21 protein-coding genes are annotated in these 22,238 nt (G+C 72.7%); 18 read left to right on the top strand and 3 right to left on the bottom strand.

What is annotated here, in order from left to right; genetic code table 11:
• Positions 1–1,246 precede the first annotated feature (1,246 nt).
• The 9 genes from OC439_RS26080 to OC439_RS26040 all read left to right on the top strand — a co-directional run bounded on the left by OC439_RS26080 (position 1,247) and on the right by OC439_RS26040 (position 9,928).
• Positions 1,247–1,864 carry a hypothetical protein gene (locus tag OC439_RS26080; RefSeq protein ID WP_262015741.1) on the top strand — a complete coding sequence of 206 codons (618 nt, stop codon included), beginning with the start codon at positions 1,247–1,249 and terminating at the stop codon, positions 1,862–1,864.
• A 146-nt stretch (positions 1,865–2,010) separates the two neighbouring features.
• Positions 2,011–2,472, top strand: a complete 462-nt coding sequence (locus OC439_RS26075) for a DUF948 domain-containing protein (protein ID WP_013285490.1) — start codon at positions 2,011–2,013, stop codon at positions 2,470–2,472.
• A 32-nt stretch (positions 2,473–2,504) separates the two neighbouring features.
• Entirely contained in the window at positions 2,505–2,810 is a 306-nt protein-coding gene (locus OC439_RS26070) for a hypothetical protein (protein WP_013285491.1), read from the top strand.
• The gene (alaS, locus tag OC439_RS26065) at positions 2,807–5,488 is read left to right on the top strand and encodes an alanine--tRNA ligase (protein ID WP_262015737.1); all 2,682 of its coding nucleotides are present in this window, start codon (positions 2,807–2,809) and stop codon (positions 5,486–5,488) included. Before OC439_RS26070 ends, alaS begins: the two co-directional genes overlap by 4 nt.
• A 127-nt stretch (positions 5,489–5,615) precedes the next feature.
• Complete coding sequence (gene ruvX / locus OC439_RS26060; RefSeq protein ID WP_262015736.1) at positions 5,616–6,077, top strand: Holliday junction resolvase RuvX; 462 nt, start codon at positions 5,616–5,618, stop codon at positions 6,075–6,077.
• On the top strand, positions 6,074–7,273 hold the full coding sequence (gene mltG, locus OC439_RS26055) for an endolytic transglycosylase MltG (RefSeq protein ID WP_262015735.1): 1,200 nt from the start codon (positions 6,074–6,076) through the stop codon (positions 7,271–7,273). Before ruvX ends, mltG begins: the two co-directional genes overlap by 4 nt.
• Entirely contained in the window at positions 7,273–8,085 is an 813-nt protein-coding gene (locus OC439_RS26050) for a shikimate dehydrogenase (protein ID WP_262015734.1), read from the top strand. The genes mltG and OC439_RS26050 overlap by 1 nt, the downstream gene beginning before the upstream one ends.
• A gap of 158 nt (positions 8,086–8,243) precedes the next feature.
• Positions 8,244–9,422, top strand: coding sequence for a chorismate synthase (aroC, locus tag OC439_RS26045; RefSeq protein WP_262015733.1), 1,179 nt, complete (start codon positions 8,244–8,246; stop codon positions 9,420–9,422).
• On the top strand, positions 9,419–9,928 hold the full coding sequence (locus tag OC439_RS26040) for a shikimate kinase (RefSeq protein ID WP_262015732.1): 510 nt from the start codon (positions 9,419–9,421) through the stop codon (positions 9,926–9,928). Before aroC ends, OC439_RS26040 begins: the two co-directional genes overlap by 4 nt.
• Before the next feature lie 224 nt (positions 9,929–10,152).
• Here OC439_RS26040 and OC439_RS26035 read toward each other — a convergent pair whose 3' ends face one another.
• The gene (locus tag OC439_RS26035) at positions 10,153–10,941 is read right to left on the bottom strand and encodes a cytochrome c oxidase assembly protein (RefSeq protein ID WP_262015731.1); all 789 of its coding nucleotides are present in this window, start codon (positions 10,939–10,941) and stop codon (positions 10,153–10,155) included.
• Complete coding sequence (locus OC439_RS26030; RefSeq protein WP_262015730.1) at positions 10,938–11,480, bottom strand: DUF2243 domain-containing protein; 543 nt, start codon at positions 11,478–11,480, stop codon at positions 10,938–10,940. The genes OC439_RS26035 and OC439_RS26030 overlap by 4 nt, the downstream gene beginning before the upstream one ends.
• 92 nt (positions 11,481–11,572) lie before the next feature.
• Here OC439_RS26030 and aroB point away from each other — a divergent pair, with 92 nt between their 5' ends.
• From aroB to nusB, 4 genes are read left to right on the top strand one after another with little or no spacing between them, the layout of a single operon-like run.
• Complete coding sequence (aroB, locus tag OC439_RS26025) at positions 11,573–12,649, top strand: 3-dehydroquinate synthase (protein WP_262015729.1); 1,077 nt, start codon at positions 11,573–11,575, stop codon at positions 12,647–12,649.
• Positions 12,646–13,095, top strand: a complete 450-nt coding sequence (aroQ, locus tag OC439_RS26020; RefSeq protein WP_262015728.1) for a type II 3-dehydroquinate dehydratase — start codon at positions 12,646–12,648, stop codon at positions 13,093–13,095. Before aroB ends, aroQ begins: the two co-directional genes overlap by 4 nt.
• A gap of 41 nt (positions 13,096–13,136) precedes the next feature.
• Positions 13,137–13,694 (top strand): elongation factor P, encoded by a 558-nt coding sequence (gene efp, locus OC439_RS26015; RefSeq protein ID WP_013285503.1) that lies wholly within the window; start codon positions 13,137–13,139, stop codon positions 13,692–13,694.
• Positions 13,695–13,717: 23 nt separating this feature from the next.
• Positions 13,718–14,128: a transcription antitermination factor NusB gene (gene nusB / locus OC439_RS26010; protein ID WP_199733039.1), complete on the top strand. Its 411-nt coding sequence runs from the start codon at positions 13,718–13,720 to the stop codon at positions 14,126–14,128.
• Between the two features lie 61 nt (positions 14,129–14,189).
• Here nusB and OC439_RS26005 read toward each other — a convergent pair whose 3' ends face one another.
• Positions 14,190–14,678 (bottom strand): transcriptional regulator, encoded by a 489-nt coding sequence (locus OC439_RS26005; protein ID WP_013285505.1) that lies wholly within the window; start codon positions 14,676–14,678, stop codon positions 14,190–14,192.
• A 286-nt stretch (positions 14,679–14,964) separates the two neighbouring features.
• Between OC439_RS26005 and pyrR the strand changes: the two genes are divergently transcribed.
• The 5 genes from pyrR to carB are packed head-to-tail and all read left to right on the top strand — an operon-like array spanning position 14,965 to position 22,225.
• Entirely contained in the window at positions 14,965–15,549 is a 585-nt protein-coding gene (pyrR, locus tag OC439_RS26000; protein ID WP_262015727.1) for a bifunctional pyr operon transcriptional regulator/uracil phosphoribosyltransferase PyrR, read from the top strand.
• Positions 15,546–16,472, top strand: coding sequence for an aspartate carbamoyltransferase catalytic subunit (locus OC439_RS25995; protein WP_262015726.1), 927 nt, complete (start codon positions 15,546–15,548; stop codon positions 16,470–16,472). The genes pyrR and OC439_RS25995 overlap by 4 nt, the downstream gene beginning before the upstream one ends.
• Positions 16,469–17,746 (top strand): dihydroorotase, encoded by a 1,278-nt coding sequence (locus tag OC439_RS25990; protein ID WP_262015725.1) that lies wholly within the window; start codon positions 16,469–16,471, stop codon positions 17,744–17,746. The genes OC439_RS25995 and OC439_RS25990 overlap by 4 nt, the downstream gene beginning before the upstream one ends.
• A complete protein-coding gene (gene carA / locus OC439_RS25985; RefSeq protein WP_262015724.1) occupies positions 17,743–18,885 on the top strand; it encodes a glutamine-hydrolyzing carbamoyl-phosphate synthase small subunit in 1,143 nt (380 codons plus the stop codon). The genes OC439_RS25990 and carA overlap by 4 nt, the downstream gene beginning before the upstream one ends.
• A complete protein-coding gene (gene carB / locus OC439_RS25980) occupies positions 18,878–22,225 on the top strand; it encodes a carbamoyl-phosphate synthase large subunit (protein ID WP_262015723.1) in 3,348 nt (1,115 codons plus the stop codon). Before carA ends, carB begins: the two co-directional genes overlap by 8 nt.
• Positions 22,226–22,238 lie beyond the last annotated feature (13 nt).

Genomic DNA, 22,238 nt, shown 5'->3' with positions numbered 1-22,238 from the left:
CCCGACGCCGCCCACCGGCCGTCGCGGCGCGCCCGCCGGCCGCGGCTCCGCGCCCGACACGGCCGGCGGCCGGAGCGGCGCACCCGACGCGGCAGGCGGTCGACGGGCCGCACCCGAGGTACCCGGCGCCCGGCGGGCCGCGTCCGACGAGCCGGGTGGCCCCGGTGCCGCCGCCGAGACGCCCGGCCGACGGGCCGCCCGTGACGATGCCGGTGAGCAGCGGCCGCAACGGCCCGAACGGCCCGCCGACTGGCTGCGGCAGGCCGGTCGTTCGCCGCACACCGACCCCGCCATGCCGGTCACCCGCCGTCCGGCCGGCCCACCCGCCGAGGAGCCGCCCGGCCGTTCCGGTGGCCCCGCCGGCCGGGCCGGTGTCGCCGTGCCGCCGGTGCGTCCCGAACCGGGTACGCCGTCCCGGCGACAGGGGCAGCCCGGCCCCGATGTGCCGGCGCGCGCCGAACCGGCGGTCCGCCCCGACCAGTCCGGCCAGGGCATGCCCCCGGCCCGGCCTCAGCCGTCCGACCCGGCGTCCACCCGGCCCGGCCCGGCCCGCGGCGCTGCCCGTCCCGGTGTCGCCGCCGTCCCCGGTGGCGCCCCGGCCGGGCCCGGCCCGCGCGGTGACCTCGACCGCACGGGCGGAACTCCGGTCGGTGGGCGCCCCGGTGGCGGACCGGCCGGCCCGGTCGAGCCTGGCCCGCGTGGCGACCTCGATCGCACGGGCGGGATTCCGGCCGGCGGTGGCCGTCCCGGTGGTGCTCCGGCCGGCCCGGCCGGGCCTGGCCCGCGTGGCGATACCGAGCGCACGGGCGGGATTCCGGTGGGCGGTGCTCGCCCCGGTGGCGGACCGGCCGGCCCGGCCGGACCCGGTGGCGACGGCCGTGGGGTGGCCCGCCCCGACGACATCTCCCGGCCCGGTGCCGGACCCCGACCGCCGGTGGCTCCCGGCGCCCGAGGGCCGGCGGGCGACGCCCCGGTGCCGCCCGGCGCCCCGGTGACCGCCCGCGCGGCGGCGGGTGTGGCCCGCCCGGTCGCGCCGGACGAGCGGTCCGCCGGGCGGGCGACACCACCCGGATCGGAAACGGGCCGGCCCGGACCGGGTGGCCCGGCGACACCGGCGGCGGCCCGGGCGGCTGTGGTCGTACCCCCGGGGGAGCCGGCGGGGCCACGGCCCGGCGGTCCCGGACCGGCCGACAGCGGCGCGGAGGCCGGCGGGCTGCGTGGTGCGCGGTCCGAGCTACGCCGGCAGATGCGCGAGCGCAGCCGGCTGCGGCTGGGCATCCTCGCCCTGGTCAGCCTCGTGCTGCTGGGTGCGGTGCCGCTCTACTTCGGGATGCGGACGCTCAGCCGCGACCCGGTCTTCGACACCCTCGACGAGCTCTCGGTGCCCGCCTGGGCGCAGAGCAACACGGTGGACAACGTCAGCGGCAGCCGCTGGTGCCTGCAGGACTGCCGCCTGCGGGAACGGTCCGTCGAGTCGGAACAGGGGTGGAAGGAGACCGTCGCGGTCTACGAGACGGCGCTGGCCGGGGACGGGTGGCGGCGCTGGAAGGTCGACCGTTGCCCGGACGAGAAGGTCCCTGGCAGCTACACCTGCTGGCGCCGGGACGAACTCACGCTCGACCTGTGGGTACGCGACCGCACCTGCACACCCCCGCCGATCGACGGGGCACCCGCGCCGTCCACGCCCGCCGAGCCCGCAGCGGCGGCGTGCACCGGCTCGTTGGTGTCGGTGAAGGTGCGCAACGCGATCGACGACGAGCGCACCGGACCGACACCGACCACCGATCCGTCACTCACCGGTGAGGATCCGTACCCGACGCTGACCGACGACCCGCTGGGCGAGGTGACCCCCTCACCGTCGTGAGCCGACTTCCATCACGGACGGTAGGGTCTGGGGCTGGCACGCCCGTCCGTGCCCGGTGACCGGGTCGGCGTGGCGCGAAGTGGGTAGGTACGGTCGCGCGTTCCGGGGCGTCGGGTTCCGGGACACTGCTTGAGGAGGACTTTCGCGTGAGTGGTGGAGAGATCGCTGCGCTGATCGCGGCCGGCGCGTTCCTGATGCTGGTGCTCGTGCTGGCGGTGCCGATCCTGCGGCTGCGGCACACCGTGGACGCGACGACCCGCATGATCACCGACGTGAACGAGCGCACCGCGCCGCTGCTCGGTGACGTGAACACCACGGTGAAGAACGTCAACGTGGCGCTGGAGCAGGTGCAGACCTCGCTGGACGGGGTGAACCTCCAGCTCGCCAAGGTGGACACCATGACCAGCCACGCGCAGAACGTCACCGCGAACGTGGCGAACCTGGCCACCGTGGTCTCCGCCGCCGCCGCGAACCCGCTGGTCAAGGTGGCGGCGTTCGGCTACGGCGTGCGCCGGGCCGCCTCCGCCCGCCGGCACGCCGAGACCGAGCGCGAGGTGCGCGACACCATCAAGCAGCAGCGTCGCGCCGCCAAGCGCGGCAACCGCTGACCCCGACCGGCGTACGCGGGAAGGATGAGAACATGAGGCGGTTGTTCTGGCTGGGCATCGGGCTGGCCGTGGGCGTCCTGGTGGTGCGCAAGGCCACCCGGACCGCGCAGGCGTACACCCCGGCCGGCATCGCCAGCGGGCTGTCCGAGTCCGCCGGCGGTCTGGTCGAGTCGCTCCGGGCGTTCGTGGACGACGTCCGGGTCGGCATGGCCGAGCGTGAGCAGGAGATCCACGAGGCCTTCGCCCGCGGCGAGGTGTACGACGACCAGTTCGCCGAGCTGCGGGAGGACCCGCGGATCGGTGATCGAGAGATTTTCCCGGAGGACCACCAGCGATGAAGACGGCGGAGATCAAGCGGCGGTTCCTCGCCCACTTCGAGGCGAACGGGCACACCGTGGTGCCGTCCGCTCCGCTGCCCGCCATCAGCGACCCGAACCTGCTGTTCATCAACGCGGGCATGGTGCAGTTCGTGCCCTACTTCCTGGGCCAGCAGACCCCGCCGTACGCGCGGGCGACGAGCGTGCAGAAGTGTATCCGGACGCCGGACATCGACGAGGTCGGCAAGACCAGCCGGCACGGCACGTTCTTCCAGATGAACGGCAACTTCTCCTTCGGTGACTACTTCAAGTCCGGGGCGATCCCGCTCGCCTGGGACCTGGCCACCAAGCCGGTCGAGGCGGGCGGCTTCGGACTGGACCCGGAGCGGATCTGGGCCACCGTCTACCTGGACGACGACGAGGCGTACGACATCTGGCGGGCCACCGGCGTGCCGGCCGAGCGGATCGTGCGCCGCGGCAAGGCCGACAACTTCTGGTCGATGGGCATCCCCGGCCCGTGCGGCCCCTGCTCCGAGCTGTACTACGACCGCGGCCCGGCCTACGGCCGCGAGGGCGGCCCCGAGGTCGACGAGGACCGTTACCTGGAGTTCTGGAACCTCGTCTTCATGCAGTTCGAGCGCGGTCCGGGCACCGGCAAGGAGGACTTCCCGATCCTCGGTGACCTGCCGGCGAAGAACATCGACACCGGCATGGGCCTGGAGCGGATGGCCTCGCTGCTCCAGGGCGTGGACAACCTCTACGAGATCGACGAGGTCAAGCCGATCCTGGACAAGGCCGCCGAGCTGACCGGCAAGCGCTACGGCGTGCACTCCGGTCACGCGGCGAACGAGTCGCACCCGGACGACGTACGGCTGCGGGTCATCGCCGACCACGTGCGCACCTCGCTGATGCTCATCGGCGACGGGGTGACCCCGTCGAACGAGGGCCGGGGCTACGTGCTGCGGCGGATCATGCGCCGGGCGATCCGGGCGGTGCGGCTGCTCGGCTACTCCGACCGGGCGCTGCCGGAGCTGCTGCCGGTGGCCCGCGACTGCATGGCGCCGTCGTACCCGGAGCTGGCCGAGGACTTCGGCCGGATCTCCCAGTACGCGTACGCCGAGGAGGACGCGTTCCTGGCCACGCTGCGCGCCGGTACCACGATCCTGGACACCGCCATCGCCGAGACCAAGTCGGCCGGCAAGGCCGCGCTCTCCGGTGACAAGGCGTTCCAGCTGCACGACACGTACGGATTCCCGATCGACCTGACCCTGGAGATCGCCGCCGAGCAGGGGCTGCAGGTCGACGCGGAGGGCTTCCGCCGGCTGATGGCCGACCAGCGCAGCCGGGCCAAGGCCGACGCGCAGGCGCGCAAGACCGGGCACACCGACGTGTCGGCGTACCGGTCGGTGCTCGACGGTGGCGGTCCGGTGGAGTTCACCGGCTACACCGAGCTGAGCCGCGAGTCGCGGGTCCGCGCGCTGCTGTCCGGCGGCGCCGCGATCTCCGCGGCGGTCGAGGGCGACACGATCGAACTGGTGCTCGACACCACCCCGTTCTACGCCGAGGGTGGCGGCCAGCAGCCAGACCAGGGGCTCATCACCGTGGGCGGCGGCCAGGTCGAGGTCTTCGACGTGCAGCAGCCGGTGCCCGGCCTGATCGTGCACCGGGCGAAGGTGGTGCGCGGCGAGGTGCGTTCCGGGGAGACCGGGTACGCCGAGATCGACGTGTCCCGCCGCCGGGCGATCTCCCGCTCGCACACCGCCACGCACCTGGTGCACCAGACGATGCGCAACTTCCTCGGCGAGTCGGCGACCCAGGCGGGTTCGCTCAACGCGCCGGGCCGGCTGCGGTTCGACTTCAACACCCCGACTGGTGTGGCGCCGAGCGTGCTGCACGACGTCGAGCAGCAGGTGAACGAGGTGCTGCTGGCCGACCTGGAGGTGCACGCGTTCGTCACCAGCCAGGAGGAGGCCCGCCGGATCGGGGCGATGGCCCTGTTCGGTGAGAAGTACGGCGAGCGGGTCCGGGTCGTCGAGGTCGGCGACTACGCCCGCGAGCTGTGCGGTGGCACGCACGTGGCCCGTTCCGCCCAGCTCGGCCTGGTGAAGATCCTCTCCGAGGCGTCCGTCGGTTCCGGGGTACGCCGGATCGAGGCGCTCGTCGGCATGGACGCGTTCGGCTTCCTGGCCCGCGAGCACCTGCTGGTGTCCCGGCTGGCCGAGCTGTTCCGGGTGCCCGGCGAGCAGGTCGCCGACCGGGTGGAGCAGACCGTGACCCAGCTGCGCGACGCGGAGAAGGAACTGGAGAAGCTGCGCGCCCAGCTCGTGCTCGGCGGGGCCGGTGCCCTGGCGGCACAGGCGAAGGACGTGCGCGGCGTCGCGTACGTCGGCACCGAGGCGCCGGAGGGCGCGGCCGCGAACGACGTGCGGACCCTCGCCCAGGAGATCCGGGGCCGGATCGACGCGGCCCGCCCGGCGGTGGTCGCGGTGGCCGCCCGGGCCAACGGCAAGGCGTCGCTCGTGGTGGCCGTCAACCAGGCCGCCCGGGGGCGGAACCTGAGCGCGAAGGACCTGGTGAAGGCTGCGTTCTCCGGCCGGGGCGGCGGCAGCGACGACCTGGCCCAGGGCGGCGGCCTGCCCGCGACGGAGGCGCCGAACCTGCTGGTCACCGTCGAGCGGGCGGTCGCCGGCACGGCATGAGCGAACGCACCGAGCGAAGCGAGGGCCGTGAGGGCATGCCCAGCCGGCACGGCATGAGCGAACGGATCTACGCCAGGGCGGACCACCCGGTCCGCCCTGGCCCGTACCGGCGGGGAGGTGTCCGCTTGTGAGCGAGCTGTCCCGTGGCGTCCGGCTGGGCGTCGACGTCGGCCAGGTCCGGGTGGGGGTGGCCCGCTGTGATCCGCACGGCATCCTCGCCACGCCCCTGGTGACGCTGGCCCGTGACCTGACCGCCGAACCGGACGCGGTGCCCGGCGACATGGCCGAGCTGGTCCGGCTCGCCGCCGAGCACGAGGCGGTGGGGATCGTGGTCGGGCTGCCGGTCAACCTGGCCGGAAAGCACGGCCCCGCGGCGGCGAACGTATCAGCATATGCCAGCCGATTGGCTGATGTAATGAGGCCGATTCCGGTGACGCTGACGGACGAGAGGATGTCTACCGTCGTCGCGAGTCGTAGGCTGGCCGAACGGGGCGTCCGGGGAAAGCGCCAACGAGCGGTGGTCGACCAGGCCGCCGCAGTGGAGATTCTGCAGAGCTGGCTGGACGCACAGCGGAGGCGGACGCAATGATCGACGACCTTGATCTGGGCTTCGACGAGCAGGACAGGGGGGAGAAGGGCCGGCACCGGCGCGGCGCGGTACGCCGACGCCAGGGCAAGTCCGGCGGCGGCCGGGGCAAGACCCTGCTCGCCCTCGCGCTCGCGCTGGTCCTGCTCGGCGGCATCGGCGGCGGTGCCTTCTACGGCTTCGACCGGGTCCAGAACTACTTCGTCACGCCCGACTACGACGGCTCCGGCACCGGTGAGGTGACCGTCGAGATCAAGCAGGGCGCGCTGATCGCCGACATGGCCGACGCGCTCGTCGCCGCCGACGTGGTGAAGAGCACCAAGGCGTTCATCGAGGCTGCCGAGGAGAACTCGCGCAGCAAGAACATCCAGCCCGGCACGTACAAGCTGCGCAAGCAGATGAGCGGCGACGCGGCGGTCGCGGCGATGCTGGACCTCAAGAACAAGATCGTCAACGGGATCACCATCCCCGAGGGCCTCACCGCGAAGACGGTCTACAAGCGGCTCTCCGAGAAGACCGACATCCCGGTCAAGGACTTCGAGGCCGCGGCGAAGGACCCGGAGGCGCTCGGCGTACCGGACTGGTGGTTCAAGCGCTCCGACGGCAAGAAGGTCAGCCCGTCGATCGAGGGCTTCCTGTTCCCGGACACCTACGAGATCCCGCCGAAGGCCACCGCCGAGACGGTGCTCAAGCTGATGGTGGACAACTTCCTCACCGTCACCTCCGGCATGCAGTACGCCGAGAAGGTGCAGAAGGAACGCGGCGGCATCACCCCGTACGAGGCGCTGATCGTCGCCTCGCTCGCGCAGGCCGAGGCCGGCAACAAGGTCGACCTGGGCAAGGTCGCCCGGGTCGCGTACAACCGGGTCTACGGCGAGTTCCCCTGCAACTGCCTGGAGATGGACGTCACCGTCAACTACTACCTGGAGCTGACCGGGCAGAAGACCAAGGCGTCCAAGGACATGACCGCCGCCGAGCTGGACAACCCGAAGAACCCGTACAACCGCAAGCTGCGCGGGCTGGTCCCCTCGCCGATCAACAACCCCGGCAAGGAGGCGCTGGAGGGCGCGCTGAGCCCGCCGGACGGCAAGTGGCTCTACTTCGTGGCGATCAGCAAGGACGGCCGCTCCGCGTTCGCCGAGACCTACGCCGAGCAGAAGCGCAACGAGCAGAAGGCCAAGGAGGCCGGGATCATCTGATGGCCGATCCCCGCCGCGCCGCGGTGGTCGGCAGGCCGATCGCCCACTCGCTCTCCCCGGTGATCCACACCGCCGGGTACGCGGCGGCTGGGCTGACCGGCTGGTCGTACACCCGGATCGAAGCCGGCGCCGACGAGCTGCCCGGCCTGGTCGCGGGCCTCGGCCCCGAGTGGGCCGGGCTGTCGGTGACCATGCCGGGCAAGGAGGCGGCGCTCGCGCTGGCCGACGAGGTCTCGCCGGTCGCCGCCGCCGTCGGCGCCGCCAACACGCTGGTACGCCGGCCCGACGGCACCTGGTACGCCGACAACACCGACGTGACAGGCATGGTCGAGGTGCTCACGGGTGCCGGCTGCGTGGCCGGGGCGGTGGTCACCGTGCTCGGCGCGGGTGGCACCGCGCGGGCGGCCATCGCGGCGGCGGCCCGGATCAGGGCGGCCGAGGTGACTGTGGTGGCCCGCCGCCCGGAGGCGGTCGACGAGCTGCGCCCGGTCGCCGAAGCGGCCGGGGTGCCGCTGGCCGGGGCCGAGTGGGACGGCGCACCGGCGCACGCCCGCGCCGACGTGGTGATCTCCACGGTGCCGAAGGGCGTCGCCGACGCGCTGGCCGACAACTTCGACTGGCGGCCGGAGTCGGTCTTCTTCGACGTGGTCTACGACCCGTGGCCCACGCCGCTCGCGGCGGCGGCGCTGACTGCCGGGTGCCGGGTGGTCTCCGGGCTTGACCTGCTGCTGGCCCAGGCGTTCGGCCAGTTCGAGCAGTTCACCGGCGTCACCGCCCCACGCGCCGCGATGCGCGCCGCGCTGCCGGTGTAAGGAAGGGCCCCTTCTTGACGCCTCCGGTCGAGGAAGGGTCCCCTGTTAACACCTCACCCGCCGGGCGGCGGACCGGCGCGCGGAGGTGGCCTGTCCGGTGGGCGGGATGCGGCGGGCGGCGTACGCCGGTGACCACCGGGCGTGACACACTGACCGTCGTGTTGCGCTGGCTGACTGCAGGTGAATCGCACGGACCCGCCCTCGTCGCGATGCTGGAGGGCGTACCCGCCGGCATCGAGGTGACCACCGGGGAGATCTCCGGCGAGCTGGCCCGGCGCCGGCTCGGCTACGGCCGGGGTGCCCGGATGTCGTTCGAGCAGGACGAGGTCGAGATCATCGGCGGGCTCCGGCACGGGGTGACGCTCGGCAGCCCGGTAGCGATCCGGGTCGGCAACTCCGAGTGGCCCAAGTGGCGCACCGTGATGGCCGCCGACCCGGTCGACCCGGAGGAGCTGGCGAGCCAGGCCCGCAACGCGCCCCTGACCCGTCCCCGCCCGGGGCACGCCGACCTGGCCGGAATGCAGAAGTACGGGCACACCGACGCCCGGCCGATCCTGGAGCGCGCCAGCGCCCGGGAGACCGCCGCCCGGGTCGCGGTGGGCACCGTCGCCAAGGCGCTCGTCCGCCAGGCGCTCGGCGTCGAGATCGTCTCCCACGTGGTCGAGCTGGGCCCGGTGGCGGTCAAGCCGGGCCTGCGGCCCACGCCGGAGGACGCCGCCCGCATCGACGCCGACCCGCTGCGCTGCCTCGACGCCGAGGCCAGCGCCCGGATGGTCGCCGAGGTCGACGCCGCGAAGAAGGCCGCCGACACGCTCGGTGGCGTGGTCGAGGTGCTCGCGTACGGGGTGCCGCCGGGCCTGGGCAGCCACGTCCAGTGGGACCGCAAGCTCGACGCCCGCCTCGCCACCGCGCTCATGTCGATCCAGGCGATCAAGGGCGTGGAGATCGGCGACGGCTGGCAGCAGGCCCGCTCGCGCGGCTCGGAGGCGCACGACGAGATCGTGCCCACCGCCACCGGCGTGCGGCGGATCACCGACCGGGCCGGTGGCCTGGAGGGCGGCATCACCACGGGTGAGCCGCTGCGGGTGAAGGCGGCCATGAAGCCCATCTCGTCGCTGAACCGGGCCCTCGCGACGATCGACGTGACCACCGGCGAGCCGACCACCGCGATCAACCAGCGCTCCGACGTGTGCGCGGTGCCGGCGGCGGCGGTGGTGGCTGAGGCGATGGTCGCGCTCGTGCTGGCCGAGGCGGCGGTGGAGAAGTTCGGCGGCGACTCGGTCGCCGAGATGCGCCGCAACCTGACCGGTTACCTCGACAGCCTGGTGATCAAGTGAGTACCCGGCCGGTCTGCGTGCTGGTCGGTGCGCCCGGCTCCGGCAAGACCACAGTCGGCACGGCGCTCGCCGAGGCGCTCGGTGTCGACTTCCGGGACACCGACGCCGACATCGAGAACCTCGCCGGCAAGCCCATCCCGGAGATCTTCGTGGACGAGGGGGAGGAGCACTTCCGTACCCTCGAACGGGCCGCCGTGGCGGCGGCGCTCGCGTCGCACGCGGGCGTGCTCGCGCTCGGCGGCGGCGCGGTCCTGGCCGAGGAGAACCGGGCCGCGCTGATCGGCCACACGGTGGTGCACCTGTCGGTGGAGCTGCCCGACGCGGTCAAGCGGGTCGGTCTCGGCGCCGGGCGGCCGCTGCTCGCGCTGAACCCGCGTGCCACGCTCAAGCACCTGATGGACCAGCGCCGACCGCTCTACGCCGAGGTGGCGACTGCGACGGTGGTCACCGACGGCCGTAACCCGGAGGAGCTGGCCGCGGAGATCGCCGCGCTGCTCAAGCCCTGACACCCGCCCCACCGCTCCCGGCTCCCTCGGTGGAACGCCGTGGGTGTCTCCGGGGCGTTATGACACCCGTGGTGTTCCACTCGTCGGCTGATGACGTGGTGGGTGGAACGTGGTGGGTGTCTCCTCGGCCTCTTGGCACCCGTGGCGTTCCAGCCGGCGCGCATGACGTCGGTGGGTGGAACTTCGTGGGCGGGTGAGAAGGCGCGTCGGCCAGGTCCGGCCGGTCAGGCGTTTGCGGCGACGGTCCCGGCCGTCCGGCGGCGCTTGGCCGGTTCGGGTCGCCAGGTGGCGAGCAGCGCCAGCGCCAGCGCGATCTCGGCCAGGTCGCCGAGGTAGTACATGAGCGTGGCGCCGGCCCGCAGCTCGGCGGCGGTGGCGGGCACGTCGACGAACAGCCCGGCGTAGAGCAGCTGGGCGATGGTGGCGTGCGCGGCCACCCCGACCCCGATCACCACCAGCCGCACCGGTACCCGCGGGCGGTGCGGTCCCGGGTCCGGCCCGGCGATCGACCAGGCGAACAGACAGCCGCTGAGCAGGAAGTGCAGGTTCACCAGCGTGTGCAGGGCGGGGTTGTCCAGGGTGGCCCGGTACAGCGGGGTGAGGTAGAGCAGCCAGAGCCCGCCCGCGGTGAGCAGCAGACCGGTGACCGGGTGGCCGAGCACCCGCGCGACCCGGTGCCGCAGCAGGTGGACCAGGGCCCGGCCGGTACGCCGGTCCAGCGTGCGCAGCAGCAGCGTGACCGGGGCGCCGAGCACCAGCGCCAGCGGCGCGAGCATGCCGATCAGCAGGTGCTGCCACATGTGCCCGACGAAGTCGCCGGCCGGCCAGAGCAGCCCGGTCACCAGCAGCAGCGCGCCCAGACCGAAGCTCGCCGTGCGGGCGTGCGGCCAGCCCGGCCCGCCGGGGTCGCGCAGCCGCAGCGCGGCGGCCAGGTACGCCCAGAACAGCACCACCGGGATCAGCGCGGTCACCGGGAAGCCGCCGTCGGTGTGCCCGGCGTGGGCCAGGCTCACCGGCGCTCCGGCGCGCAGAGGTCCACCGCGCGGGCCCGGCGCTGGATCGCCCAGCCCACAGCGATCAGCACCACCCCGAGGGCCAGGAAGGCGAGGTCCCACCAGAGCTGGTTCGGGCCGCCGCGGACGTGGTGGATGCCGAGCAGGTGGTGGTCGATGACGCCCTCGACCAGGTTGAACAGGCCCCAGCCGATCAGCGCCCAGCCCCACAGCATCGGCGAGCGCCACAGCCGGCCCCGGGATTGTGTGACCCGGGAGTAGAGAAGCGCCAGGCCGGTCAGTACCGCCACCCAGGTGACCACGTGGAACAGGCCGTCCCAGAGCGTGTTCATCTGCAACCCGGTCACGGTGTCCACCGGGTACTCGCGTACACCGATGCGGTCGCTGCCGGTGCTGCTGAGCATGTGGTGCCACTGGAGGACCTGGTGCAGGACGATGCCGTCGACGAAGCCACCGAGCCCGACGCCGAGGATCGTGGCGGGCAGCCGGATGCTCGTCGCGGACTCCGGTCGATTCGCGTGTGCCGTCGTCTCACTCATTCCGGCCGCCCTACCCGCGAGGTGGCCGGACAAACACCCAGCCAGTGGACAGTCGCCCCGCGAGGGCGGCGCGCTGGACTAGGCTGCCCGCGATGGACGAGGTGACCCGGATCCCGGTCGGCGGCGAGCGGCCGTACGACGTGCTCGTGGGACGTGACCTTCTGGACCCGCCGCCCCGGCTGCTGCCGGGCGCCGAGCGGGTGGCCTTCCTGCACGCGCCGCCGCTGAAGGCGCTCGCCGACCGGCTCGCCGACGGCGTGCGCGAGGGCGGCGTGACGCCGCTGCTGATCGAGGTGCCGGACGCGGAGGCGGGCAAGCACGTCGACGTGGCGGCTGCCTGCTGGGACCGGCTCGGCGACGCCGGGTTCACCCGTACCGACGCGGTGGTCGGCGTGGGCGGCGGCGCGGTCACCGACCTGGCCGGGTTCGTCGCCGCGACCTGGCTGCGCGGCGTGCGCTGGGTGCCGGTCGCCACGTCGCTGCTCGGCATGGTCGACGCCGCAGTGGGCGGCAAGACCGGCATCAACACCGCCGCCGGCAAGAACCTGGTCGGCGCGTTCCATCCGCCGGCCGGCGTGCTGGCCGACCTGGCGACGCTGGACAGCCTGCCCCCGGCCGACCTGGCGGCGGGCATGGCCGAGGTGGTCAAGTGCGGCTTCATCGCCGACCCGGTCATCCTCGACCTGGTCGAGCGGGATCCGGCCGCCGCGCTGGACCCGGCCGGGCCGGTGCTGCGGGAACTGGTCGAGCGCGCGGTGCGCGTGAAGGCCGACGTGGTCGCCGGAGACCTGCGCGAATCCGGGGTACGCGAGGTGCTCAACTACGGGCACACCCTCGCCCACGCGATCGAGAAGGTGGAGGGCTACCGCTGGCGGCACGGTCACGCCGTGGCGGTCGGCCTGGTCTACGCCGCCACGCTGGCCCGGCTCGCCGGTCGCCTCGACGCGGCCGACGCGCAGCGGCACCGCCGGGTGCTGACCGCGCTCGACCTGCCCACCGGCTACCGGGCCGACGCCTGGCCGGAACTGCTCGCCGCGATGCGGGTGGACAAGAAGGCCCGGGGCAGCCGGTTGCGGTTCGTGGTGCTCGACGGGCTCGCCCGCCCGGCGATCCTGGAGGCGCCGTCGGACGACCTGCTCGCCGCCGCGTACGCGGAGATCAGCTCGTGAGGGTGTACGTGCTCAACGGGCCGAACCTGGGCCGGCTCGGCACCCGCCAGGTCGACGTGTACGGGGTGACCAGCTACGCCCAGCTCGTGGCCGACTGCGAGCGGCACGGCCGGGAGCTGGGCCTGGACGTGGTGGTCCGGCAGACCGACGCCGAGCACGAGATGCTGGCCTGGCTGCACGAGGCGGCCGACGAGGCGGCGGCGGTGGTGCTGAACCCGGCCGCCTGGTCGCACTACTCGGTCGCGGTGCGGGACGCCTGCGCCATGCTGCGTGGCCCGCTGGTCGAGGTGCACATCTCCAACATCCACGCCCGGGAGGAGTTCCGGCACCACTCGGTGGTCTCCGCGGTGGCGACCGGCGTGATCTGCGGCCTGGGCGTGGACGGCTACCGGCTGGCACTGCACCACCTGGCTCAGCGTGCGAGTCCGATTCGACAGAGCGAGTAGACTTGGACGGTCTGTCCGCCAATTGATGATCAAGGCAGGAAATGGCCACCACCAACGACCTGAAGAACGGCCTGGTACTCAACCTGGACGGCGAGCTGTGGGCCGTCGTCGAGTTCCAGCACGTCAAGCCCGGTAAGGGTGGTGCCTTCGTGCGCACCACGCTGAAGAACGTGCTGTCCGGCAAGGTGGTCGACAAGACCTTCAACGCGGGCACCAAGGTCGAGACCGCGACCGTGGACAAGCGCACCATGCAGTACCTGTACGCCGACGGCGAGGACTACGTCTTCATGGATCTGGAGACGTTCGACCAGATCACCGTCCCCGGCGGCACCGTCGGCGAGGCCGCCAACTACCTCCTCCCCGAGGCCGAGGCGACTGTCGCCACCCACGAGAGCGTGCCGCTGTACATCGAGCTGCCGACCTCGGTCGTGCTCGAGGTCACCTACACCGAGCCGGGCCTGCAGGGCGACCGCTCGACCGGCGGCAACAAGCCGGCCACCGTCGAGACCGGCGCCACAGTGCAGGTGCCGCTGTTCATCACCACCGGTGAGAAGATCAAGGTCGACACCCGCGACGGCCGTTACCTCGGCCGAGCCTGATGGCCGAGGGCCCCAAGCAGCAGATGCCGGCGCGCCGCAAGGCGCGCAAGCGGGCGCTGGACGTGCTCTTCGAGGCCGACCTGCGGGACCGCCCGCCGGTCGAGGTGCTCGCCGGTTACCTGGAACGGATCGAGCAGCCGCGCCCCGACCACCTCGGCTACGCGGTCGGGCTGGTCGAGGGCGTGGCGGCGCACCTCGACCGGATCGACGAGACGATCGCCAGCTACGCCGAGGGGTGGACGCTGGAGCGCATGCCGGTGGTCGACCGCAACCTGGCCCGGATCGCCGTGTACGAGCTGCTCTACGTCGACGAGATCGACGACGCGGTGGCGATCAGCGAGGCCGTCGAGCTGGCCCGGCAGATGTCGACAGACGACTCGCCCCGCTTCCTCAACGGCATCCTCGGCCGGATCGCCGAGTACGCCTCGCGCTGACGCGCAGCGACGACGGAAGGGCCCGTGCCGACCGGCACGGGCCCTTCGTCGTACGGGGGTGTCAGGAGGCGAAGAACGCCCGCGGGTCGGCGACCAGCACGCCGTGCTCGGTCAGCCGCTCGATCAGGCCCGACGGCGAGGCGTCGTAGACGATCGCGAGGGCGCGCAGGTCGTCGGCACGGATCGAGAGCACCCGGCCGTTGTAGTCGCCGCGCTGCTGCTGGATGGCGCGCGCGTAGCGGGCCACGTACGCGAGGTCCTCGGAGGCCTCGTCGTAGAGCCGCTCCAGGTCCAGCACGATCTTGCTGGTGGGCTCGTGACGCACCCCGCTGCCGTCGGGCAGCAGCTCCGAGACGGGAACGCGGTAGAAGTCGGCCAGCTCCGCCAGGCGGGACACGGTGACGGCGCGGTCGCCGCGCTCGTACGAGCCGACCACCACGGCCTTCCACCGCCCGTTCGACTTCTCCTCCACCCCCTGCAGGGACAGGCCCTGCTGCTGGCGGATGGAGCGCAGGCGGGCGCCCAGCGACTTGGCGTATTCAGAGGGCATTCGGACACTCCCAGTGCTGTTCGGGTTCTCCGAGCTATCGCTACGGAGCGTGACGGTACGGGGATTGCGACAAGTGGTCAAGTGTTGCCGTCCACGAGGTCCGGCACCCACGTGTGGCTTGTCCCCATTTCTCCGGGCTGACCAGCAGGTCAGGACCGGCGGCGGGCAGCCCGGTGACCGCTGGTAACGTGGCGTGAAGCCCCGGTCCGGGCCCCGCGCGGGCCGGCCGGAGCAGACCAGACGTCCTTTAACGACCCGTCCCGTGAGGCGGGGAAGGAGGTCCGCCGTGGCCTACCCACCGGCTGCCCACTCGTCGCCGCCGCGACAACCCTCGGTGAAGGTGATCCTCGCCGCAGCGGACGTGTCGCGGGTGGTCGACCGCATCGCCCACCAGATCCTGGAGAAGACCCAGGGCGCCGCCGACACCGTGCTGCTGGGCATCCCCACCCGGGGCGTACCGCTGGCCCACCGCCTGGCGGCCCGGATCAGCACCTTCGAGGACGTCACCGTCCCGGTCGGCGTGCTCGACATCACGCTCTACCGCGACGACCTGCGCCGGCACGCCACCCGCGCGGTCGGCCCGACCGACCTGCCGCCCGGCGGGATCGACGGCAAGCGGGTGATCCTCGTCGATGACGTGCTGTTCTCCGGCCGCACTGTGCGGGCCGCGCTGGACGCGCTCAGCGACGTCGGCCGCCCGGCGTCCGTGCAGCTCGCGGTCCTGGTCGACCGCGGCCACCGCCAGTTGCCGATCCGCGCCGACTACGTCGGCAAGAACATCCCCACCGCGCTGGCCGAGAACGTCAAGGTCACCCTCGCCGAGACCGACGGCGCCGACGAGGTCAAGTTGTACGGGGGTTCGCTCGCATGATCCGGCACCTGCTCTCCGGCGCCGACCTGGACGCCGGCACCGCCACCCTGGTCCTGGACACCGCCGCGGAGATGGCGACGGTGGCCGGGCGTGAGGTCAAGAAGCTGCCCGCGCTGCGCGGGCGCACCGTGGTCAACCTCTTCTACGAGGACTCCACCCGGACCCGGATCTCGTTCGAGGCGGCCGCCAAGCGGCTCAGCGCCGACGTGATCAACTTCTCCGCCAAGGGCTCCAGTGTGGCCAAGGGGGAGAGCCTGAAGGACACCGCGCTCACGCTCCAGGCGATGGGCGCGGACGCGGTGGTCGTCCGGCACCCCGCCTCCGGCGCACCGCACCGGCTCGCCGAGTGGGTCGACGGGTCGGTGGTCAACGCCGGTGACGGCACCCACGAGCACCCCACCCAGGCGCTGCTCGACGCGTACACGATGCGGGCCCGGCTGGGCCGGCTCGACGGCCTGCACGTGGCGATCGTCGGCGACGTGCTGCACTCCCGGGTGGCCCGCTCGAACGTGCTGCTGCTGTCCACGCTCGGCGCGAAGGTCACCCTGGTCGGCCCGCCGACGCTCATCCCGGTCGACATCGCCGCCGCCCTGGCGCCCGGCACCGACGTCTGTTACGACCTCGACACCGTTCTCCCAGGTGTGGACGTGGTGATGATGCTGCGGGTGCAGCGCGAGCGGATGGGTGACTCCTACTTCCCGTCGGCCCGCGAGTACGCCCGCCGCTACGGGCTCGACGGGCCGCGCATGCGCCGGCTGCCCGAACACGCGATCGTCATGCACCCCGGACCGATGAACCGGGGCATGGAGATCACGCCCGAGGTGGCCGACTCGTCCCGCTCCACCATCGTCGAACAGGTCGCCAACGGGGTCTCCGTGCGGATGGCCGTGCTCTACCTGCTGCTCGGAGGGAACAACCGGTGACCGCGTACCTCATCACAGGCGTCAGTGTGGTCGGCGGCGAGCCGACCGACCTGCTCATCCGCGACGGCGTGGTGGCCGGGACGGGCCGCGGGCTCGCCGCGGACGACGCCACAGTCATCGACGCGACCGGCCTGGTCGCGCTGCCCGGCCTGGTCGACCTGCACACTCACCTGCGCGAGCCCGGCCGGGAGGACGCCGAGACGGTCGAGTCCGGCTCCCGGGCGGCGGCGCTCGGCGGCTACACGGCGGTGTGCGCGATGGCGAACACCTCGCCGGTCGCCGACACCGCGGGCGTGGTCGAGCAGGTCTGGCGGCTCGGCCGGGAGGCCGGCCTGGTCGACGTGCAGCCGATCGGCGCGGTCACCGTCGGGCTGGCCGGCGAGCGCCTGGCCGAGCTGGGCGCGATGGCCGACTCCGCCGCCGCGGTGCGGATCTTCTCCGACGACGGCCACTGCGTGTCCGACCCGCGGCTGATGCGCCGGGCGCTGGAGTACGTCAAGGCGTTCGACGGCGTGATCGCCCAGCACGCCGAGGAGCCCCGGCTCACCGAGGGCGCGCAGATGCACGAGGGCGAGGTGTCCACCCGCCTCGGCCTGACCGGCTGGCCGGCCGTCGCCGAGGAGGCGATCATCGCCCGGGACGTGCTGCTCGCCGAGCACGTCGGCAGCCGCCTGCACGTCTGCCACGTCTCCACCGCCGGCAGCGTCGAGGTGCTGCGCCAGGCCAAGGCGCGCGGGGTACGGGTCACCGCCGAGGTGACGCCGCACCACCTGCTGCTGACCGACGCCAAGGCGGAGAGCTACGACCCGGTCTTCAAGGTCAACCCGCCGCTGCGTACTGCCGCCGACATCGCCGCGCTGCGGGAGGCGCTGGCCGAGGGCGTGATCGACATCATCGCCACCGACCACGCGCCGCACGCGGTGGAGGACAAGGAGTGCGAGTGGGCGTACGCCCGGCCGGGCATGCTCGGCCTGGAGACGGCGCTGTCGATCGCGCTCGACGTGTTCGGCCCCCGCTGGGATCTGATCGCCGAGCGGATGTCCCGCACGCCGGCCCGGATCGCCGGGCTGACCGGGCACGGCCTCGACCCGGCGCCCGGCGTACCGGCCAACCTGACCCTTGTCGACCCGGCCGTCCGCCGCGTCATCGAACCGGCGGAGCTGGCCAGTCGCAGTCGCAACACCCCGTACGCCCGCATGACGCTGCCGGGTCGCATCGTGGCGACCTTCCTGCGCGGCGAGCCGACGGTCCTGGACGGAAAGGCTGTTAAGTGAAGAGACGTCCTGCGATTCTTGTCCTCGAGGACGGGCGCACGTTCCACGGTGAGGCGTACGGCAGCGTCGGGGAGACCTTCGGCGAGGCGGTCTTCAACACCGGCATGACCGGCTACCAGGAGACGCTCACCGACCCCTCGTACCACAGGCAGGTGGTGGTGCAGACCGCGCCGCACATCGGCAACACCGGCGTCAACGGTTCCGACGACGAGTCCGACCGGATCTGGGTGGCCGGGTACGTGGTGCGCGACCCGGCCCGGATCAGCTCCAACTGGCGGGCCACCGGCGGCCTGGAGGACCGGCTCGCCGCCGAGGGCGTGGTCGGCATCAGCGGCGTGGACACCCGGGCGCTGACCCGGCACCTGCGTGAGCGCGGCGCGATGCGGGTCGGCATCTCCAGCGTCGAGGACGACCCGGCCGCCCTGCTGGAGCGGGTCCGCCGCTCGCCGCAGATGGTCGGCGCGAACCTGTCCGACGAGGTGACCACCGCCAAGCCGTACGTCGTGCAGGCGCAGGGCGAGCACCGGTTCACGGTGGCCGCGGTGGACCTGGGCATCAAGCGCAACGTGCCCCGCCGGCTCGCCGCCCGCGGCGTCACCACCCACGTGCTGCCCGCCGGGTCGACGATCGAGGACCTGCTCGCGACCGGCGCGGACGCGGTCTTCTTCTCACCCGGCCCGGGCGACCCGGCGACCGCGGACGGCCCGGTGGCGCTGGCCCGGGAGGTGCTGGCCCGGCGGATCCCGCTGTTCGGCATCTGCTTCGGCAGCCAGATCCTCGGCCGGGCGCTCGGCTTCGGCACCTACAAGCTGGGGTACGGCCACCGCGGCATCAACCAGCCGGTGCTCGACCGGGCCACCGGCAAGGTCGAGGTGACAAGCCACAACCACGGCTTCGCGGTGCAGGTGCCGGGTGCCGGGGACGGCGCAGTGGTGCCGGATCAGGTGATCCAGACCGAGTTCGGCGGTGTCCAGGTGTCACACGTCTGCCTCAATGACAACGTGGTCGAGGGGCTGCGGGCCGTGGACGTGCCCGCCTTCACCGTCCAGTACCACCCGGAGGCGGCGGCCGGCCCGCACGACGCGGACTACCTCTTCGACCGCTTCGCCGAACTGATCGAAGGCGGAAAGAATGCCTAAGCGGACCGACCTCAAGCACGTCCTGGTGATCGGCTCCGGGCCGATCGTGATCGGACAGGCCTGCGAGTTCGACTACTCCGGCACCCAGGCCTGCCGGGTGCTGCGCAGCGAGGGGATCCGGGTCAGCCTGGTCAACTCGAACCCGGCGACGATCATGACGGACCCGGAGTTCGCCGACGCCACGTACGTCGAGCCGATCACCCCGGAGTTCGTCGAGCTGGTCATCGCCAAGGAGCGCCCCGACGCGCTGCTGCCGACGCTCGGCGGGCAGACCGCGCTGAACACCGCTGTCGCCCTGCACGAGGCGGGCGTGCTGGAGAAGTACGGCGTCGAGCTGATCGGCGCGAACATCGAGGCGATCAACCGGGGCGAGGACCGGCAGCTGTTCAAGGAGATCGTCGCGAAGGCCGGCGTACGGCTGGGCCTGGACGATCCGTCGGCGCTGGTGCCGCGGTCGCGGGTCTGCCACTCGATGGACGAGGTCCGCGAGACGGTCGCCGACCTGGGCCTGCCGGTGGTCATCCGGCCGTCGTTCACCATGGGCGGCCTCGGTTCCGGGATGGCGCACACCGACGAGGACCTGGAGCGCATCGCCGGTTCCGGCCTGGCGGCCAGCCCGGTGCACGAGGTGCTCATCGAGGAGAGCGTGCTCGGCTGGAAGGAGTACGAGCTCGAACTGATGCGCGACCGCCACGACAACGTGGTGGTGGTCTGCTCGATCGAGAACGTCGACCCGATGGGCGTGCACACCGGCGACAGCGTCACCGTCGCCCCGTCGATGACGCTCACCGACCGGGAGTACCAGCGGCTGCGTGACCTCGGCATCGCGGTGCTGCGCGAGGTCGGTGTGGACACCGGCGGCTGCAACATCCAGTTCGCGGTGAACCCGGCCGACGGCCGGATCGTCGTGATCGAGATGAACCCGCGGGTGTCGCGTTCCTCGGCGCTGGCGTCGAAGGCCACCGGCTTCCCGATCGCGAAGATCGCCGCGAAGCTCGCCATCGGCTACACGCTCGACGAGATCCCCAACGACATCACGCTGAAGACGCCCGCGGCGTTCGAGCCGACGCTCGACTACGTGGTGGTGAAGATCCCCCGGTTCGCGTTCGAGAAGTTCCCCGGCGCCGACCCGGAGCTGACCACCACGATGAAGTCGGTGGGCGAGGCGATGAGCCTGGGCCGCAACTTCACCGAGGCGCTGAACAAGGCGATGCGCTCGATGGAGACCAAGTCATCCGGTTTCTGGACCACTCCGGACCCGGAGGGCGCGACGAAGGAGAACACCCTCGCGGCGCTGCGCACGCCGCACGACGGCCGGCTCTACACGGTCGAGCGGGCGCTGCGCCTCGGCGCGTCGATCGCCGAGGTGTCCGAGGCCTCCGGCGGCATGGACCCGTGGTTCCTGGACCAGATCGCCTCGCTGGTCGAGCTGCGCGCCGAGATCGTGGACGCGCCGGTGCTCGACGCCGCACTGCTGCGCCGCGCCAAGCGGGCCGGCCTCTCCGACCGGCAGCTCGCCGCGCTGCGTCCCGAGCTGGCCGCCGAGGACGGCGTCCGGACGCTGCGGCACCGTCTCGGCGTCCGGCCGGTCTACAAGACGGTGGACACCTGCGCGGCCGAGTTCGAGGCGACCACGCCGTACCACTACTCGACGTACGACTCGGAGACCGAGGTGGCGCCCTCGGCGCGGCCGAAGGTGCTCATCCTGGGCTCCGGGCCGAACCGGATCGGTCAGGGCATCGAGTTCGACTACTCGTGTGTGCACGCGGTGCAAGCGTTGCGGGACGTGGACTACGAGACCGTCATGGTCAACTGCAACCCGGAGACCGTCTCCACCGACTACGACACCGCCGACCGGCTCTACTTCGAGCCGCTGACGTTCGAGGACGTGCTGGAGGTCTGGCATGCCGAGGACTCCTCCGGCAAGGAGGCGGGCGGCCCCGGCGTCATCGGGGTGATCGTGCAGCTCGGCGGGCAGACCCCGCTGGGCCTGGCGCAGCGGCTCAAGAACGCCGGCGTGCCGATCGTGGGCACCTCCCCGGAGTCGATCCACCTGGCCGAGGAGCGCGGCGCGTTCGGCGCGGTGCTGGCCCGGGCCGGGCTGCGCGCGCCCGCGCACGGCATGGCCACCTCGTACGACGAGGCGAAGGCGATCGCCGACGAGATCGGGTACCCGGTGCTGGTCCGCCCCTCGTACGTGCTCGGCGGGCGCGGCATGGAGATCGTGTACGACGACGCCACGCTGCGCGACTACATCGGCCGGGCCACCGCCATCTCACCGGACCGCCCGGTGCTGGTGGACCGGTTCCTGGACGACGCCATCGAGATCGACGTGGACGCGCTCGTGGACGCCGACGGCGACGTCTACCTGGGCGGCGTGATGGAGCACATCGAGGAGGCCGGCATCCACTCCGGCGACTCGTCGTGCGCGCTGCCGCCGATCACCCTGGCCGGCTCGCACCTGGCCCAGGTGCGGCACTACACCGAGCAGATCGCCCGCGGCATCGGGGTACGCGGTCTGCTCAACGTCCAGTACGCGTTGCAGGGCGACATGCTCTACGTGCTGGAGGCCAACCCGCGCGCCTCCCGGACCGTACCGTTCGTCTCGAAGGCCACCGCGGTGCCGCTGGCGAAGGCGGCGGCCCGGATCGCGCTCGGCGCCACCGTCGCGCAGTTGCGCGCCGAGGGGATGCTGCCGCCCACCGGCGACGGCGGCACCATGCCGGCCGACGCGCCGATCGCCGTCAAGGAGGCGGTGCTGCCGTTCAAGCGGTTCCGCACTCCGTCTGGCAAGGGCATCGACGTGCTGCTCGGCCCGGAGATGAAGTCCACCGGCGAGGTGATGGGCATCGACACCGGCTTCGGGCAGGCGTTCGCCAAGTCGCAGGCCGCCGCGTACGGGTCGCTGCCCACCGCCGGGAAGATCTTCGTCTCGGTCGCCAACCGGGACAAGCGCGGCATGATCTTCCCGATCAAGCGCCTGGCCGACCTGGGCTTCGAGATCGTGGCCACCACCGGCACGGCCGAGGTGCTGCGCCGGCACGGCATCGCCTGCGAGCAGATCCGTAAGCACTACGAGTCGGGGGAGGGCGCGGACGCGGTCTCGCTGATCCTCGGCGGCGACGTGGCGCTGGTGGTGAACACGCCGCAGGGCTCCGGCGCGAGCGCCCGTTCCGACGGGTACGAGATCCGCAGCGCGGCGGTGAGCGTGGACATCCCGTGCGTCACCACGGTTCCCGGCGCCGCCGCCGCGGTCATGGGCATCGAGGCCCGCATCCGCGGCGACCTGAAGGTCCGCCCCCTGCAGGACCTGCACGCCGCCCTGCGGGCGGGCGAGTGACAGCGCGCCTGAA

The sequence above is a fragment of the Micromonospora sp. Mcm103 genome (assembly GCF_024519755.1).
Taxonomy (GTDB): Bacteria; Actinomycetota; Actinomycetes; order Mycobacteriales; family Micromonosporaceae; genus Micromonospora; species Micromonospora aurantiaca.
This window is presented reverse-complemented; position numbering and strand designations above follow the sequence as displayed.

Coding starts and splice junctions, on each gene's coding strand:
- OC439_RS26080 (WP_262015741.1), top strand. CDS start 1,247: ATGCGCGAGCGCAGCCGGCTGCGGCTGGGCATCCTCGCCCTGGTCAGC.
- OC439_RS26070 (WP_013285491.1), top strand. CDS start 2,505: ATGAGGCGGTTGTTCTGGCTGGGCATCGGGCTGGCCGTGGGCGTCCTG.
- alaS (WP_262015737.1), top strand. CDS start 2,807: ATGAAGACGGCGGAGATCAAGCGGCGGTTCCTCGCCCACTTCGAGGCG.
- mltG (WP_262015735.1), top strand. CDS start 6,074: ATGATCGACGACCTTGATCTGGGCTTCGACGAGCAGGACAGGGGGGAG.
- OC439_RS26050 (WP_262015734.1), top strand. CDS start 7,273: ATGGCCGATCCCCGCCGCGCCGCGGTGGTCGGCAGGCCGATCGCCCAC.
- OC439_RS26030 (WP_262015730.1), bottom strand. CDS start 11,480: ATGAGTGAGACGACGGCACACGCGAATCGACCGGAGTCCGCGACGAGC.
- aroB (WP_262015729.1), top strand. CDS start 11,573: ATGGACGAGGTGACCCGGATCCCGGTCGGCGGCGAGCGGCCGTACGAC.
- efp (WP_013285503.1), top strand. CDS start 13,137: ATGGCCACCACCAACGACCTGAAGAACGGCCTGGTACTCAACCTGGAC.
- nusB (WP_199733039.1), top strand. CDS start 13,718: ATGCCGGCGCGCCGCAAGGCGCGCAAGCGGGCGCTGGACGTGCTCTTC.
- OC439_RS26005 (WP_013285505.1), bottom strand. CDS start 14,678: ATGCCCTCTGAATACGCCAAGTCGCTGGGCGCCCGCCTGCGCTCCATC.
- OC439_RS25995 (WP_262015726.1), top strand. CDS start 15,546: ATGATCCGGCACCTGCTCTCCGGCGCCGACCTGGACGCCGGCACCGCC.
- carB (WP_262015723.1), top strand. CDS start 18,878: ATGCCTAAGCGGACCGACCTCAAGCACGTCCTGGTGATCGGCTCCGGG.